15 protein-coding genes are annotated in these 14,611 nt (G+C 55.6%); 11 read left to right on the forward strand and 4 right to left on the reverse strand.

From position 1 onward, the window contains the following. The first annotated feature begins 32 nt into the window (after positions 1-32). From B5M42_RS16215 to B5M42_RS16225, 3 genes are read left to right on the forward strand one after another with little or no spacing between them, the layout of a single operon-like run. Positions 33-1,661 (forward strand): FAD-dependent oxidoreductase, encoded by a 1,629-nt coding sequence (locus tag B5M42_RS16215; protein WP_134750423.1) that lies wholly within the window; start codon positions 33-35, stop codon positions 1,659-1,661. After that, on the forward strand, positions 1,658-1,996 hold the full coding sequence (locus B5M42_RS16220) for a 4Fe-4S binding protein (RefSeq protein ID WP_134750425.1): 339 nt from the start codon (positions 1,658-1,660) through the stop codon (positions 1,994-1,996). Before B5M42_RS16215 ends, B5M42_RS16220 begins: the two co-directional genes overlap by 4 nt. 54 nt (positions 1,997-2,050) lie before the next feature. Further along, positions 2,051-3,100 carry an ABC transporter substrate-binding protein gene (locus tag B5M42_RS16225; RefSeq protein WP_134750428.1) on the forward strand — a complete coding sequence of 350 codons (1,050 nt, stop codon included), beginning with the start codon at positions 2,051-2,053 and terminating at the stop codon, positions 3,098-3,100. 353 nt (positions 3,101-3,453) lie between these two features. Here B5M42_RS16225 and B5M42_RS16230 read toward each other — a convergent pair whose 3' ends face one another. After that, positions 3,454-4,485 (reverse strand): CobW family GTP-binding protein, encoded by a 1,032-nt coding sequence (locus tag B5M42_RS16230; protein ID WP_134750430.1) that lies wholly within the window; start codon positions 4,483-4,485, stop codon positions 3,454-3,456. A gap of 335 nt (positions 4,486-4,820) precedes the next feature. Between B5M42_RS16230 and B5M42_RS16235 the strand changes: the two genes are divergently transcribed. Together B5M42_RS16235 and rpmG are read left to right on the forward strand one after the other, a co-directional pair. Next, the gene (locus B5M42_RS16235) at positions 4,821-5,105 is read left to right on the forward strand and encodes a GTP-binding protein (RefSeq protein WP_134750432.1); all 285 of its coding nucleotides are present in this window, start codon (positions 4,821-4,823) and stop codon (positions 5,103-5,105) included. A 126-nt stretch (positions 5,106-5,231) separates the two neighbouring features. Beyond that, positions 5,232-5,381: a 50S ribosomal protein L33 gene (gene rpmG, locus B5M42_RS16240; RefSeq protein ID WP_134750434.1), complete on the forward strand. Its 150-nt coding sequence runs from the start codon at positions 5,232-5,234 to the stop codon at positions 5,379-5,381. Between the two features lie 162 nt (positions 5,382-5,543). On the opposite strand, the gene B5M42_RS16245 is transcribed toward rpmG, so the two are convergent. From B5M42_RS16245 to B5M42_RS16255, 3 genes are all read right to left on the reverse strand, one after another. Further along, the gene (locus tag B5M42_RS16245; protein WP_134750435.1) at positions 5,544-6,761 is read right to left on the reverse strand and encodes a TIGR03943 family putative permease subunit; all 1,218 of its coding nucleotides are present in this window, start codon (positions 6,759-6,761) and stop codon (positions 5,544-5,546) included. A gap of 13 nt (positions 6,762-6,774) precedes the next feature. Next, positions 6,775-7,782 carry a permease gene (locus B5M42_RS16250; protein ID WP_134750437.1) on the reverse strand — a complete coding sequence of 336 codons (1,008 nt, stop codon included), beginning with the start codon at positions 7,780-7,782 and terminating at the stop codon, positions 6,775-6,777. An 85-nt stretch (positions 7,783-7,867) separates the two neighbouring features. Beyond that, on the reverse strand, positions 7,868-8,059 hold the full coding sequence (locus B5M42_RS16255; RefSeq protein WP_134750439.1) for a hypothetical protein: 192 nt from the start codon (positions 8,057-8,059) through the stop codon (positions 7,868-7,870). A gap of 432 nt (positions 8,060-8,491) precedes the next feature. Between B5M42_RS16255 and B5M42_RS16260 the strand changes: the two genes are divergently transcribed. The 6 genes from B5M42_RS16260 (at position 8,492) to B5M42_RS16285 (ending at position 14,611) form a co-directional block, all read left to right on the forward strand. Then, a complete protein-coding gene (locus B5M42_RS16260) occupies positions 8,492-10,117 on the forward strand; it encodes a serine/threonine protein kinase (protein ID WP_134750441.1) in 1,626 nt (541 codons plus the stop codon). A 118-nt stretch (positions 10,118-10,235) separates the two neighbouring features. Beyond that, positions 10,236-11,348, forward strand: coding sequence for an AAA family ATPase (locus B5M42_RS16265; RefSeq protein ID WP_134750443.1), 1,113 nt, complete (start codon positions 10,236-10,238; stop codon positions 11,346-11,348). A 5-nt stretch (positions 11,349-11,353) separates the two neighbouring features. Then, positions 11,354-12,574: a CpaF family protein gene (locus B5M42_RS16270; protein WP_134750445.1), complete on the forward strand. Its 1,221-nt coding sequence runs from the start codon at positions 11,354-11,356 to the stop codon at positions 12,572-12,574. A gap of 26 nt (positions 12,575-12,600) precedes the next feature. Beyond that, complete coding sequence (locus B5M42_RS16275; protein WP_134750447.1) at positions 12,601-13,500, forward strand: type II secretion system F family protein; 900 nt, start codon at positions 12,601-12,603, stop codon at positions 13,498-13,500. A 4-nt stretch (positions 13,501-13,504) separates the two neighbouring features. Continuing rightward, on the forward strand, positions 13,505-14,377 hold the full coding sequence (locus tag B5M42_RS16280; protein ID WP_134750449.1) for a type II secretion system F family protein: 873 nt from the start codon (positions 13,505-13,507) through the stop codon (positions 14,375-14,377). Between the two features lie 30 nt (positions 14,378-14,407). Beyond that, entirely contained in the window at positions 14,408-14,611 is a 204-nt protein-coding gene (locus B5M42_RS16285) for a Flp1 family type IVb pilin (protein ID WP_134750451.1), read from the forward strand.

Genomic DNA, 14,611 nt, shown 5'->3' on the forward strand with positions numbered 1-14,611 from the left:
ATAGATTCGACATAAGGAGAGGAAGCGTGGACATGAGCCAATTTGATTTGAATGTGCAAGCCGATGTGCTGGTGATCGGGGGAGGGCCTTCCGGGGCCTGGGCGGCGCTGACGGCAGCGCGGGAAGGCGCGCGCGTCGTGCTCGTCGACAAGGGCTATTGCGGGACGAGCGGCGCGACGGCGCCGTCGGGCACGGGCCTGTGGTACGTGCATCCGACCGAGGAGGAGCGGGAGGCGGCGATGAAAAGCCGCGAGGCGCTGGGCGGTTATTTGGCCGAGCGCGGCTGGATGAAGCGGGTGCTGGATCGCACGTACAGCAATACGAATCAGCTGGCCGAATGGGGTTATCCGTTCCCTGTAGACGAGCAGGGCGAATCGCATCGCCGCAGCCTGCAGGGACCGGATTATATGAAGCTGATGCGCCGCAAGGTGCAGCAGGCCGGCGTGCGCATACTTGACCACAGCCCGGCGCTGGAGCTGCTGGCCGACGAGCACGGCGTAGCCGGCGCGACCGGGATCAACAATCAGACGAAGCTGACGTGGCGCGTCGAGGCGGCGGCTGTCGTCATCGCGACCGGCGGCTGTGCGTTTCTGAGCAAGGCGCTCGGCACGAACGTGCTGACCGGCGACGGCTACCTGCTGGCGGCCGAAGCGGGCGCGGAATTGTCGGGCATGGAGTTCTCGACGGCGTATTCGCTCGCGCCCGCGTTCTCGCCAGTGACGAAGTCGGCGTTCTACGTGTGGGCGACGTTCTATTATGAAGACGGCCGGGTGATTGAAGGCGCTGGCTCGCAGCGCGGACGCTCGGTGATCGCCCGCACGCTGCTGAGCCAGCCGGTCTATGCCCGGCTCGACAAGGCCGACGAGGCGGTTAAAACGGCGATGCGCCAGGCGCAGCCGAACTTCTTCCTGTCATTCGACCGGCTGGGCATTGATCCGTTTACGCAGAAGTTTCCGGTAACGCTGCGCTTCGAGGGTACGGTACGCGGCACCGGCGGCATCCACATCGTCGACGAAACGTGCGCGACGAAGGTGCCGGGCTTGTACGCGGCGGGCGATGCCGCGACCCGCGAGCTGATCTGCGGCGGCTTCACCGGCGGCGGCAGCCATAATGCGGCTTGGGCGATGTCGTCCGGCTACTGGTCGGGCGAGGGGGCCGCGCGATATGCGCTGAAGCTGGGCCGCCATGCGGCTGACCGCGGGGCACGCGGGCTGGCGGAAGCGAGCGGCGTGCCCAAGCTGGCCAGCGAGCGCCCAGGCGCGGTCGAGGCGAGTGACATCGTCAAGGCGGTGCAGGCCGAGGTATTCCCGTACGACCGGAACTGGTTCCGGACGGGTGACGGGATGAAGGGCTCGCTGGGCCGGCTGGACGACGTATGGCGCGAGCTGACGCGCAGCGGCGTTTATGCCGCCGACAGCAACGCGGTCCGCGTGCGCGAAGCGGCGGCGATGACGGCGACGGCGCGCTGGATGTTCGCAAGCGGCCTGGAGCGCCGGGAGACGCGCGGGATGCACCGCCGGGAGGATTTCCCCGGCCAGGATCAGGCGCAGCGTCACCGGATTGTGAGCGGCGGGCTGGAGCAGGTCTGGGCGAAGCCGCTGGGGGACGCGGGGGCGCATGACGAAACGAAACCGACAACAAGGGAGGCTGCTGTATCATGATCGAACTGCTGAGTAAGGACCGCTGCGTGAGCTGCAATCAATGCGTGTCGGTATGCCCGACCAATGTGTTTGAGGCGGTGTCCGGAGACATTCCGGTCATCGCCCGCCAATCCGACTGCCAGAGCTGCTTCATGTGCGAGCTGTACTGCCCGACTGACGCGCTGTTCGTCACTCCGCTGGCCGAAGAAACGTCCGCTGTGGCGGAGGAGCGGCTGATCGATCAGGGACTGCTGGGCAGCTACCGCAAAAATCTGGGCTGGGGCAAAGGAAGGAAGTCGACGGCTTCGGCGGACGGCTCGTATTTGATTTTTCAACGCATGTACGCTACCCACTAACCGGCAAGGCCGGGGTGGGCATGCACGACAACACTGACACCGGGGGTCAACCATATGACAAAAAGGAAACAAGGCATTCGCGGCGCTGCTTTGGCGCTGATTCTAATTCTGCTTACCGTCTGGACGGCGGCGTGCGGCGCCAAGGAGGCTGCTACGCAGACAAGTCCGGCTTCAGCCGTGCCTGCCGGATCGGCGGCGGCCGGCGGCGAAGGTCGCGTACAACAACTGCCCGAAACGTTGCGCATCGGTTTCATTTCCGCCAACAACAAGTCCGTCATAACCGGGCCGGAGGGCTGGGCGCAGACGAAGGGTTATCTGGAAGGCGAGCTGCACAAATACGGCGTCAAGGAGTTCAAGTATTTTACCTTTCCGAACGGGCCGAATCTGAACGAGGCGCTGTCGGCAGGTACGCTCGATGTGGGGATTTACGGCGATACGCCGGCGATCAACGGTCGTTCGGCGGGCTTGAAAACACGACTGATCAACCAGTCGCAAATCAATATGAACGCATGGCTGACCGCCAAGGCGGACGGCCCGAAAACTGTCGCCGACCTGAAAGGCCAGAAGGTGGCTACGTCGCAGGGCTCTTACATGAGCCGTTATTTGCTCGGTCTGCTCAAGGAGCAGGGGCTGGAGAAAGAGGTCAAGGTGCTGCATCTGCTGCCGGCCGACGCGGAAGCGGCGCTGGCCCGGGGCGATATCGCGGCTTTTGCTTACCCGACGGGCTTTGGTCCGCTGCTGCAAAAGAAGGGCTACGTCGCCATCGACGAAGCGGCGTTGCATCCGGCGCTGCAGGGCTCCAGCGTTACGGTTGTCACCGAGGATTATGTGCAGCGCAATCCGCAGTTCCCCAAGCTGTGGAATGACATTCGCGCTCGGGCCGTGAGTGAAATTCGCGCCGACAGTGAAGCGTATTTTCAATTTTATGCCGATGCGTCCGGCTATCCGCTGGATGTGGTCAAGGCGTCGTTCAAAATCGAGCAGTGGCCGCAGGAGGCGTTTCCAGCAGACGGCTTGAAGCTGCTGCAGGGGGCGAAGCAATTTTTGATCGACCAGGGGCTGGCGAAAAAAGATTTTGTGATCGATGACTGGATTGCCAGGTAGTGCGGTTGCGGTCCGCGGTCGAAGGGAAGTGAGAGTGTGGTTTGCAGCATTGCAAGCGTTGCAGGGTTGCAGCTTTGCAGTCTTGAGGCGTTGCGGCGTTGACCGTTGCCGGTTGCTCACCGGCGTGATTGCTTCTTTCCATGTGCCATCGACAGCTTGACTGTGACGGCTCCAAATGCCTGCGGGTCCAATGGACTTGCGGGTGTTTTTGGCGTTGCTTGGATAGGTGTAAAATGGAAAAGCCGTTCGCAGTTCCGAACGGCTTGTTTCCGCTCCGCGGCATAGGGTTGGGGGATGTGCTTTCTGGAAGCCGCTCACCGCTGCATAAGCTGCCGGGCGGGTTGGCGTAAGCGCTAGCGCTTGCGGACTTGCTCCAGCGACCATTTTCGAGTGATCTCGGCTTCGTCCAGCTCCAGCCCGATCAGCACCAGATAAGGCTCGCCCGTATATGGGGCCGGTTCCCACGTAAACCGCTTGCCTGCAAATTGCATCAGGGCCAATCGCGGCTCGCCGGGCAGCGGGATATAGCCCTTGGCCCGCAGCAGGTTGGGGCTGCAGGTTCTGACGAACTTCTCCAACTGCGCTTTGGAGACGGCTTCGTTGATCGGTAGGCTGACGGTGCCGAGGCGGGAAAACGAGCGGGTCGGCGCCGGGACGTCTCCATCCGCTGCCGGACGGGGGCGCGTTGGAGCAGCACTGCGCACGCTCGTCTGCGCCACAAAGCCGGGCTTGCCGGCTACCGATTGACGTACGCCCGGAGCCGACGGCGTCAGGACGGCGAATAACGCATCCAGATCGATTCGGCTGTGCGTGGTGCAGGTGATCGGCGCTTGCGGATTGCGGGCGCGGATCGCTTTTTCGATTTTGGCGAGCTGCTGCTGTGACACGAGATCGATTTTGTTGACGATTAGCGAATCGGCCACCTCGATTTGTCGGCGGAGTGTGTGAACCAGGCTGCGGTCGGAGGCGAAAATGCTGTTGTACTCCAACACGTGCTCGGCGTCCAATACGGTGACGATGCGGCGCAGGACGACGCGCCGCAGCATGCGCGGCTCCGTCAGTGCGTCGGCGATTTCCTCGGGGTTGGCCACGCCTGTAAGTTCAATGAACAGGACGTCGGGCTCTGTATCAAGCAGCGTCTCGACAGAGGCGGCGATTTCGCTTTTGCGGTCGCAGCAGATGCAGCCGTCGAGCAGCTTGGCCAGTGGCAGGGCGCTGGCGTCTCCACTGAGCAGATGACCGTCGACGTCAAGACGGCCGAGCTCGTTCATAAGTACCGCGGGCCGCAACCCGCGTTCTCTGGCGGACTGGACGAGCTGCAGCAGCAGCGTGGTTTTGCCGCTGCCGAGAAAACCGCTGACAATCAGGGCGGGAATTCGCTTCATGATTCATTCTCCTTTATGTGATTAATAGTAATAATTACTTCTTGGGAATAGCTTATCACAACGGAGCGGTGAGATGCGAATTGTGCGACAATGAGGCGGCAGGCTGAGAGCAATCAGCAGCAAGAGCAAGTCCTGGCGACTGAAGCTGCTTGTATATAAAAGAAGAGGATTAAATGTAATGATTACTTTTTAAAAATCGTAATAATTACTATATTATAAAACATGTTATTGCGTTTTCTACAGGAGGAATGAGCGATGCGCATCGCATTCTCCAGTGGCGAAAGCTTGCCGGAACGCCAGCAGGCGGCGCATGACGAGGACACGCGGGCCCGTCGATCCGCTTTGATCCGAACGGCTACTGGATTGCGGCGCTGCCGGAAAGCGAGCGGGCTGAGCAGCTTTTGGACAATCCCGAGCTGATCGCCAAATGGGACGCGCGGTTCGGCGACCGCATCAACCAGATTGTGCTGATCGGCATCGATCTGGAGCCGCAGGCGATTACTGCACAGTTGGATGCCTGCCTGCTCACCGACGAGGAGCTGGAACGGGAGCACGAGTGGAGCGGCTACGCCGATGCGCTGCCGAACGCCGAGCCGCAGCAGGTGGAGCTGCGTATGTAGATGAGTGGCGCTGCTAGGCCGCGTCGCGATGCGGATGGCATGGATAGAGACAAGCAGACAAAATGAAGCTGAGATGGGCAGAAGCCTGCGGAAACGCAAGATTTGGCCCGAAAAGGAGGGAGCGCCATGCGCGTGATTGTCACATTGGCCTGCACGGAATGTGGAGACCGTAACTATACGACGACGAAAAACAAACGCAACACGCCCGGACGTCTGGAGCTGCGCAAGTTTTGCCCGCGGCTGAACACATATACGCTGCACCGGGAAACGAGATAACCATCGGCAGCAAGCGGAAACGACAAAGCCTTCAAGAACCGCAATGGCGGCAAGCTTGAAGGCTTTTGGCTGTCGGTAAGGCGTCGCTTTTCGCGTCGTCGCGCAGGACGCTTGGGGGCTACATGCACGCCGTACGGCGGCTCACGGTGCCTCGACTTCGGGTTACTTGGCCAATTCGGGCAGCGGATCGAAGTTCGGATAGACGTAAGGCGTTTTGGGCGCGGTTATTTTTTCGATTTTGTCAGCTTTGATTTTGAAAATATCGTTGCCGTCATAGCTGCCTTTGGCGATTTTGCCGGTCACTTTGATCCACGTATCCTTGGCGAAGGCGCTTGCGCCCGGAAACTCGGTCAGCACGCCGTATGGCGAAGCGTCGGCCGAGCAGCAGGAGACAGCGAACCGTCCGACAATCAATTGGTCGGCCTTCAGACCCTCCTCGCGATACACGAACCCGCTCAGCTCGATCGTCTTGCCGTAAAAATTTTCCTGGAACAAGCTCACAGTAGAGAGGATTTCCATAAAAATTTCCGGCTTGACGCTAATCAGCGGCTTGCGGTAAAGGATCATGCCCATCTTGGCAAAATCCTCTGAATATTCGTCCGGCGACTTGAACATTTGCTGGAGCTGCGCATCGGTAACAGCGCCGCCCGCTGCGTTGGCCGCTCCTGCAGCGGCGTTGCCGGCTTGGGGAGCGCCGGTCGCTGCTCCGGCCGCGCCGCTGCTGCTGCCCGCTTGAGGGCCGCCGGCTGCCGCCCCGTTGCTGCTGCCGGTTTGAGAGCTGCTTGCTGCGCCCGCCGCTCCGCTTGTGCCGCCTGCGGCTGCGCCACTCTGCGCCGCCGAGCCGGCGTTTGCGCTGCCTGCGTCCCCGGCGGCCTTGCCGCTTGCGCCATTCGCCGCTCCGGCTGCTGCGCCGTTGGCGGGCGCGCTGCTGCTCACGCCTTGGCCGCCTGCCGCTGCCGGGGCCGGGCTTGCTGCGGCCAACTGGCGGGAAATGCTTTTAGCCGCGGTTTGCGGCGCGAGATTCATGCCTTTTTTATCGGCCAACGAACTGCTCATCACCGTGTTGGGCAGCAAAAAGCCGAGCAGCAGCGGCAGCGCAAACAATCCGTAAGCCACGCCCGAGGCGATGGGCGATTTGGCCCGCGGCTGCTCGCATCCGCAGTCAACCGGCTTGCCCCACAGCGCATGGATCCCGGCGTAGACCTGATACACGGCAATGACGTACAAAACGACGCTTGAATACTTCACATATATTTGCATCCGTGGCGCGATGTAATAAACCAAACTGTCGGTGCGAGTCAAATAAACGATAAACATGGCAAAACCGAACAAAATCGCGGCACGAATAAACGGGTGCCAAGCAAAGGTTCGCGGTTTCATGGCAGCCTCCTTTTTAGCGAATCAACTGGAAATGCTCCAGCAGCAAGGCGCCGGCCGGCACGCTGACGGCAATCAGCAGCGCGAGCAGCAGCACAAAGCGGGTTTTGAACACGGACAACAGCATTAGCGTGCTCTTCATATCCAGCATCGGACCAAAGACGAGAAACGTCAGCAGCGAGCCCTTGGTGAACAGGCCGGTGAACGACGAAGCGACGAAAGCGTCCGATGTTGAGCACAGCGACAGCACATAGGCAAAGCCCATCATGAACAGGTGCGACAGCAAGCCGCTTTGCCCGACAGCGACCAGGCTTTCCCGCGCGACGAACGTCTGCATCAGCGCCGCCAGCAGCGCGCCGGCAATCAAATATTTGCCCATTTCAAAAAATTCCTCGGCCGCATGCGTGAACATCGCTGCCAGCTTCCCGCCGCTGTGCGAATGCGCCTCGGCGCCTTCTCCCGTCAAGCCGGCGGCCGAATGCCGCAGCGGATTGCGCCGCACGGTCCGGTACACGAGCAAGCCGACGACGGCGGCAACGGCAAAGGCCAGTCCCATACGCGCATAAGCAATGGCCGGGTCGGAGCGGAACGCCATATAGGTGGCAGCATACACGACAGGATTGATGATCGGGCCGGTCAATATAAACACAACGGCCGCGTAGACGGGCATCCCTTTTTGAATCAGCCGCCGTACCACGGGAATCATGCCGCATTCGCAGACAGGAAAAATAATGCCGATGACGCAAGCCACGACAATGCCGAGCAGCGGATTACGGGGAATGAGCCGGCGAATCCAGGCTTCGGGCACGAAGACCTGCAGCAAAGCGGACAACACGACGCCGAGCAAAATAAACGGCAACGCCTCCAGCACAATGCTGATGAACATCGTTTTAAACGATTGCAGGCTGCCGCTGCTGCCGATTGAGCCGAGGGGCGTCCGTTTTTGCACAATCGCGTACAACAGACCAAGCACGGCCACCAGCAGCGTCAGGTTGCGGCTCCAGCGAAATATCGGTAACGTCATCTGTTCCGCTCCTTAATAATAATTTTTACTAATTATTATAGCGTATGCAGGAGCCCGCGTATATAGGACAACTTATGCGCTTCATTTACTTTGAAACAAACGTATACATCAGCCGGTTGTAGTACGTATCACCGATTTTGATAAACGTTGCATTATAGGAAACAATCAGCCCGGATCCGATCTCCGTTTCCTCCAAATAAATCAATACCGGAACGGACGCCTCCAGGTGGTGCTGAAAGTGGGCATCGCGATATAAAAATGGTTTATTGGTATACAAATTTCCGTGCACCTCCCAAGAAAATTTTCTTTAAAGATATTACCATATAAATTAAATTTTACCATTCATAATTTTGTTTTGCTTTTATTCGACAATTTCGGAAGAGGCAGCTACTCTTATCACAAAATAAAGGGGTCTACTAGTTCCGTAGAACTATTGAATGCTTTCAACTGCAAACAGATTCCCAGTAAGGAATCATAATGAGTGGAATAGAAAGAGCGAGTAATTCTAAGAATCTGTGTGAAAAGGTCCTGAAAAGCGTTCATTCAACAAGATTAACGAAAATTTTGAGAGAATCTACAAAAATAGACTCTTTCCAATTTATTTTGCGGCTATTATAATGAATTCATCTCATCTTTTGTCAATAGACCAAACGGATGGGGAATCCCTCCGAATTTTGCGGCTAAAGTCATACACGAAGGAGAGAATGATTTGGAGCGCAAAGCTGATCTAAGACAGGGGACGATTCTTGGACAGAGATACTCTGTCATATCCATTTTGGGACAAGGCGGTATGGGAAGCGTCTATTTGGTCGAAGATCTCAAACTGCGGGGAAAGCTGTGGGCCGCCAAGCAAACGTACCACCAGGCGGGCGACTATCAGCAGTTTATCGATGAAGCGGAGATGCTCATCAAGCTTGATCACCCGAACATTCCCGGGATTGCCGACTATTTTCCGCCCGATGAAGACGGCGCAAGCTACCTGATTATGGAATACATTAAAGGACGAACGTTGGCTGAGCTTTTTGTTAGCGCTGGACGCCAGGTGCCGGATGAAGACGTCGTTCATTATGCAAGGCAAATTTGTGATTTATTTGAGTATCTGCATGCGTTTGAGCCAGACCCGATCATCTATCGCGACTTAAAGCCGTCCAACATCATGATTGATGAACAGCGTAATGTGAAGCTGATTGATTTTGGCATTGCGAGGACGTTTACGTTCGGACAAGAAGCCGATACCGTGCAGATCGGGACGGTAGGTTTCGCCGCTCCCGAGCAGTACGAGAATAAACAAACCGACCATCGCACCGATTTATACACGCTTGGCGCCGTTATGTACTTTCTGCTCAGCGGCGGAAGCTACTGGTATACGTCTAGGGTTCCTGTCAGTCATATTCGACAGGATCTGCCGGATGAGCTTGTGTATGTGATCCACAAGCTGCTGGCGGACGATCCGGAAGATCGCTTCCAGCGGGCGGCTGATGTAAAGCTACTGTTAACGCAAAAGGAAGAGAAACCACCTCCCGCCGAAGCGAGTGCACAAACAACGGCCAGACTGATGCAGCGGAAACTGGTAGTAGTTGGAGGTTTGTATGAAGGGGTCGGGACTACCTTCGTTACACTGGCGCTTTCCGGCTTGCTGCAGCGGTATCATGTTCCGCATGTGGTTGTAGAATATCCGCGGAATCAGCCCGAATATTACTATCTGCTGCGTGGAGATGTGAGCATGCCCGAGCAATATAGGTTTCCGGCTGACGATATTATGAATCAGGAGCGCCGGAGTGGTCCTGTCTGGCAAGATGGCGTCGTGCAGTGGGCTCCAATAAACCCGAACAAGCTTTACGAAGACTGGAACAGCGAGCATATGTACCAACTGCTTTTTGCTCTCAAGCAGCCGATAGTTTTGATTGATGCCGGTTGTTCTTGGGAAGATCCGACGATTCGCAAGCTTTGTGACAGCGTTGACGATATTGTACTCGTAGCGGATAGCCTGCCGTCAAAATTCAATCGTCCACTTTCGCAAGAACGCTTCAAGCGTCTGATCGATTTGAAGCGGACAGGCAAATCGATCAGCATTGTCGGCAATAAGGATATCAAGCGGCATGGGCGCGGCGAGTGGATTCGTTCCCTGCCGTTCGAGCCGGTTGCTTGCGTGCCTTATATTCCTTATGAAGAAATAATCGGTATTGTGTGGAAGGGCAAGCAACCTCATGAAGAAGAAGACGTTATGGCCCGAATAGCTCCTGAATTGCTACAACTGGCCCTGCTGATTGTACCGGATTTATTGCAGAGCCCTCGGCGCAAAAAAAGCTTCTGGCGAAATTTTTTTCAACGATAGGGGAGAACGAGAATGGCTGACAAAAAGCAGCATCTTCGAATTGCGCTGATCATACTGGTTATGGCTGTCGTATTGATTGCAGGAGGCTTTACGAAATTGTAGAATACAGGGGTTTTTCATGGAAAAATTAACGGTCATTGTCGCGGATTCAAGCCGCGAATATGTAGAAATGCTGCTGCGTTTCGTCAGAAATTCCGAGTTTGCAGGCTCCTTGTCCGTCAAGGCGTTTTCCGAAAAAACAGCGTTTTACGCTTATTTAGGCGCACACCCGGCACCGCATATCGTTCTGATGGAGCCTGTCTTCTTGTCAGAAGACGCACCGCCGATCGCTGCCGGCCTCGTCATTTTGCTTTTGCCCAGCCACTATGCCAAAGAGGAAGAGCAGCTACCGTCGCTGTTCAAATATCAGCCGTTGAATCAGTTGCTCGGCGCGATGAAAACGATGTATCTGGAGAAGCATTCGGTCGTCGTCGAGCGAATGAAAAGCAGCGGAAGCGCCAAATTCATTGCCTGTTATTCCATCGTCGGCAGCTGCGGCAAAACAACGGCGGCTATTAATCTGGGTCGTCAGCTCTCCCTGCAAGGGAACAAAGTGCTGTACGTGAATCTGGAGACGGTCAGCTCTTCTCCGGTCTGGTTCGGAACAATGGAGAATCAGGAAATGTCGGAAATCCTGTATTATGTGCAAACCAACCCGAAACAGGCTGCAGCCCGTATCGGACAATACGTGAAGAAAGACGCTTCAACCGGACTTGAGTATCTGGAGCCACTGACCCATTTGCAGGACATTCACGATATGCGCAAACCGGAGGTGACGGAGCTACTGGATACGATCAGCCAATCGTTCGCTTTTGATTACGTCATCGTTGACGTCGATGCCGGTTTTCAGGAGCGCACGCTGGCCATATTGGCATACTGTCATGCTGTTTTGCTTTTGCTGCTTGACGACGTGCAGTGCGTCTACAAAAGTCTCGTCGGCCTCGCGGAGCTGCAGCGGTTCGATGAGCAAGGCCATGCTGATTTGCAGGCCAAAATGTTCGTTGTTGTCAATAAATATACAGGTACATTTGCTAATGTCGAACAAGCCGACGCGCTGAATGTTCAAGGATTTTTACCGTATATTCCTTTATGGAAAAACGTCTCCCAAGGACAGCAGCTCGCCTCGTCCCCTGAGTTCAATCAACAGCTCGCATCCTTGGCATCACAATTATTCGGACGGGAGCTGAGGTGAAGCCGATGATATCGAATGATGCGATTTTGGAGCTCCGCGAAACGGTCAGACATCGGCTGGACTTGTCGAGCTCAACGTCCGACGAACAGCTGCTGCAGGTCATAGAAGAAGCGGTCTTTCAGTTTTCCCAATCGCAGTATTTGACAGCGCGCGAGAAACAGACGGCAGTCAGCCGGATTTTCAACTCGTTCCGCGGTTTGGACGTGCTCCAGCCTTTGATTGACGATAAGTCGATTACAGAAATTATGATTAACAGCTATGAAGAAATTTTTATCGAGCGCGACGGGCATGTCAGCCGGCATGACGCCAGGTTCGAAAGCCCTGAGAAACTCGAAGATATCATTCAATTGATTGTCGGCAAGGTCAATCGGGTCGTCAATGAAGCTTCGCCCATTGTTGACGCCAGATTGAAGGACGGCTCGCGGGTAAATGTAGTGCTGCCGCCCATAGCGCTCAAAGGTCCGACCATGACGATCCGCAAATTCCCCGACAAGCCGATGACAATAGAGGATCTCGTTCGTCTAGGGGCATTAAGCGCGGAGGCGGCAGCTTTTTTGAAGAAGCTGGTGGCGGCCAAATACAACATTTTCATCGGCGGCGGCACAGGCTCGGGGAAAACGACGTTTTTGAATGCATTGTCCAATTACATCCCAGCTGACGAGCGGATTATTACCATTGAGGATTCCGCCGAATTGCAAATTCGCAGCGTACCGAATCTGGTCAGTCTTGAGGTGCGTAACGCCAACACGGAGGGACGCGGAGAAATCACGATGCGGGATTTGATCAAATCGTCGCTGCGGATGAGACCCAACCGGATCGTGGTGGGCGAAGTGCGGGGCGCTGAAGCATTGGAAATGCTGCAGGCGATGAATACCGGGCACGACGGTTCCTTGTCCACGGGGCATGCGAATAGCACGGTCGATATGCTCAGTCGTCTGGAGACGATGGTACTCAGTGGCGTACAACTGCCGGTCGAGGTGATTCGCAAGCAGATCGGCTCGGCGATCGATATTATGGTCCATTTGTCCCGGCTGCGCGACAAAACGCGCAAAGTGGTGGAAATCAGCGAGCTGACGGGCATTGTGAACGGCGAAATTCAATTAAGCCCGCTTTATGTCTTTGAAGATGAGGGAGAGACTGCGGACGGCAAGGTGCAAGGCGCGTTGCGTCCTACCGGCACTCCGTTGCACCATACGTTCAAGCTGAAAATGGCGGGGCTTTCGTAAGCGCTTATGAGATGAGGAGGTGAATCATGACCATTATTCTTATCGCCTTGGCGGCGGGAGTTGTCATCTGGCTGCTATTCAGACTATCCGACAGAAAGCGACAGCATGTCGGTGATCCGGGAGAGGTGGACCAGGCAAAGCCGCAAAGGCGTCCTGCCGTCGTGCAAGAAACTAACGGAGAGGCATTGACGGATTACAGCGTATATACCCTGTCGGCCAGAGAAAGAATCGAAGCGCTGATTGTCGGTTGCCTGTTGTATTTTGCGCTGGGGTATTTATTTTACAATAATTTGATTCTGGCATGCGTTGCTGCCAGCCTCGGCTTGCTGAATCCGCGGGCCCGTCGAAGGAAGCTGCTGGAGAAGCGGAAAAATGAGCTTAACGACCAATTCAAGCAGGCTTTGTATTCGTTGTCCTCTTCCCTTGGTGCAGGCCGGTCGGTCGAAAATGCGTTTCAGGAAACGATCAAGGACTTGCAGCTGTTGTATCCCGACCCGAGAACCTACATCCTTCGCGAATTTGGAGTTATTGTCCATCGCATTGAGAACGGGGAGCCGATTGAACGAGCCTTGGCGGATTTTGGAGCGCGCTCCGATCTGGAGGATATCCAGAATTTTGCTGACGTTTTTATCAGTTGCAAAAGAACCGGCGGGGATCTGGTCGAAATTATCCGACGTACTTCCAACATAATTGGAGACAAGCTCGACATACAGCAGGAAATTGCTGTAATGGTTGCGCAAAAACGCTTTGAATCCAAGGCGCTTAGCGTTGCACCTATCGTCATCGTCGCGTTCCTTTCACTCAGCTCGCCGGATTACATGGCTCCGCTGCACAGCGGAGCGGGGTATCTGCTAATGACCGCAGCTTTGTTGGTGCTGCTTGGCTGCTATTGGTTTACGCAGCGTATTATGAATATCAGGGTGTGAGTGCATGTTAACGGGAATGTGGATCGTACTGGCGGCTCTTGTGCTGTTGGTGGTTGGCTCTTACGGAGCAGCGGGAAAACAATACGCCGAGTTCATTGCCGGACATACAGGGAAATTTCAACTGACGTTTATGGCTCCAGCTTCACTGTATTTGCTCGATAAAACGGGCTTGATGGAGCGAATCTCGCGAACGGTCAACAAGATTCATCATAAAATTGTCGCCTTATACGGCAGCAAGGCCGGATGGAATTATACGCGAATGTTTATCGCTCAACTGCTTTCCGCGTTCCTCTTGCTCTTGATCATAGCCGTGTTGCTCGGCATCGCTTCTGAGGGCAATCTGACACTGGTCGCAGTCGGCATACTGCTCGCGGTGCTGACGCCGCCACTGATGGTGCGCGATTTGGACAAGCAGATTCGGGTTCGCAAGCAGGACATGCTGCTGGAGCTGCCCGAGTTTCTGAATAAAATTACGTTGCTGGTCAATGCCGGTGAAACCGTGCAAAAAGCGATGATGCATTGCGTCGATCAAGGCAAGCCGCCAGAGATAAGCCCGCTGTACGCCGAGCTGCGCGAGGTAGCCAACCAACTGCGCAACAACTATTCGTTTGCGCTCGCGCTGGAGGAGCTCAGCAAGCGCTGTGCGGTACAGGAGGTGACGGTGTTTACGACGACCGTTTTGCTCAATTACCGGCGCGGCGGCGATGAATTTGTTATTGCCCTGCAGCAGTTGTCCCGCAATTTATGGGAAAAGCGCAAGGCCATTTCCCGCACAATGGGCGAGGAAGCCTCGTCCAAGCTCGTGTTTCCGATGGTTATGATCTTCCTGGTTGTAATGGTGGTTGTTGCCGCCCCTGCAATCATGATGATGAAATAATAAAACATATATTTTTTAGGAGGTCTACACATGAAACGTTGGAAAGATGCCTGGAACCGCTTTTGGAAAAATGAAGAAGGGATCGGCACGTTGGAAATTATTTTGATCATTGCGGTGATTGTAGTGATTGCGGTGATTTTCAAAGACAAAATCGTGAGTTGGGTTAAAAAGTTACTGGACGGATCTGAAACAGAAATTAATAAGTTCGACCCGTCTGCTTCGTCCCAGCCTTAA

The sequence above is a fragment of the Paenibacillus athensensis genome, assembly GCF_004514475.2.
GTDB classification, from domain to species: Bacteria; Bacillota; Bacilli; order Paenibacillales; family NBRC-103111; genus Paenibacillus_AL; species Paenibacillus_AL athensensis.

Bases quoted from the DNA above. Each gene is read 5' to 3' on its own strand.
- B5M42_RS16215 (WP_134750423.1), top strand. From the start codon at position 33: ATGAGCCAATTTGATTTGAATGTGCAAGCCGATGTGCTGGTGATCGGG.
- B5M42_RS16250 (WP_134750437.1), bottom strand. From the start codon at position 7,782: ATGACGTTACCGATATTTCGCTGGAGCCGCAACCTGACGCTGCTGGTG.
- B5M42_RS16265 (WP_134750443.1), top strand. From the start codon at position 10,236: ATGGAAAAATTAACGGTCATTGTCGCGGATTCAAGCCGCGAATATGTA.
- rpmG (WP_134750434.1), top strand. From the start codon at position 5,232: ATGCGCGTGATTGTCACATTGGCCTGCACGGAATGTGGAGACCGTAAC.
- B5M42_RS16245 (WP_134750435.1), bottom strand. From the start codon at position 6,761: ATGAAACCGCGAACCTTTGCTTGGCACCCGTTTATTCGTGCCGCGATT.
- B5M42_RS16220 (WP_134750425.1), top strand. From the start codon at position 1,658: ATGATCGAACTGCTGAGTAAGGACCGCTGCGTGAGCTGCAATCAATGC.
- B5M42_RS16285 (WP_134750451.1), top strand. From the start codon at position 14,408: ATGAAACGTTGGAAAGATGCCTGGAACCGCTTTTGGAAAAATGAAGAA.
- B5M42_RS16270 (WP_134750445.1), top strand. From the start codon at position 11,354: ATGATATCGAATGATGCGATTTTGGAGCTCCGCGAAACGGTCAGACAT.
- B5M42_RS16225 (WP_134750428.1), top strand. From the start codon at position 2,051: ATGACAAAAAGGAAACAAGGCATTCGCGGCGCTGCTTTGGCGCTGATT.
- B5M42_RS16275 (WP_134750447.1), top strand. From the start codon at position 12,601: ATGACCATTATTCTTATCGCCTTGGCGGCGGGAGTTGTCATCTGGCTG.
- B5M42_RS16280 (WP_134750449.1), top strand. From the start codon at position 13,505: ATGTTAACGGGAATGTGGATCGTACTGGCGGCTCTTGTGCTGTTGGTG.
- B5M42_RS16230 (WP_134750430.1), bottom strand. From the start codon at position 4,485: ATGAAGCGAATTCCCGCCCTGATTGTCAGCGGTTTTCTCGGCAGCGGC.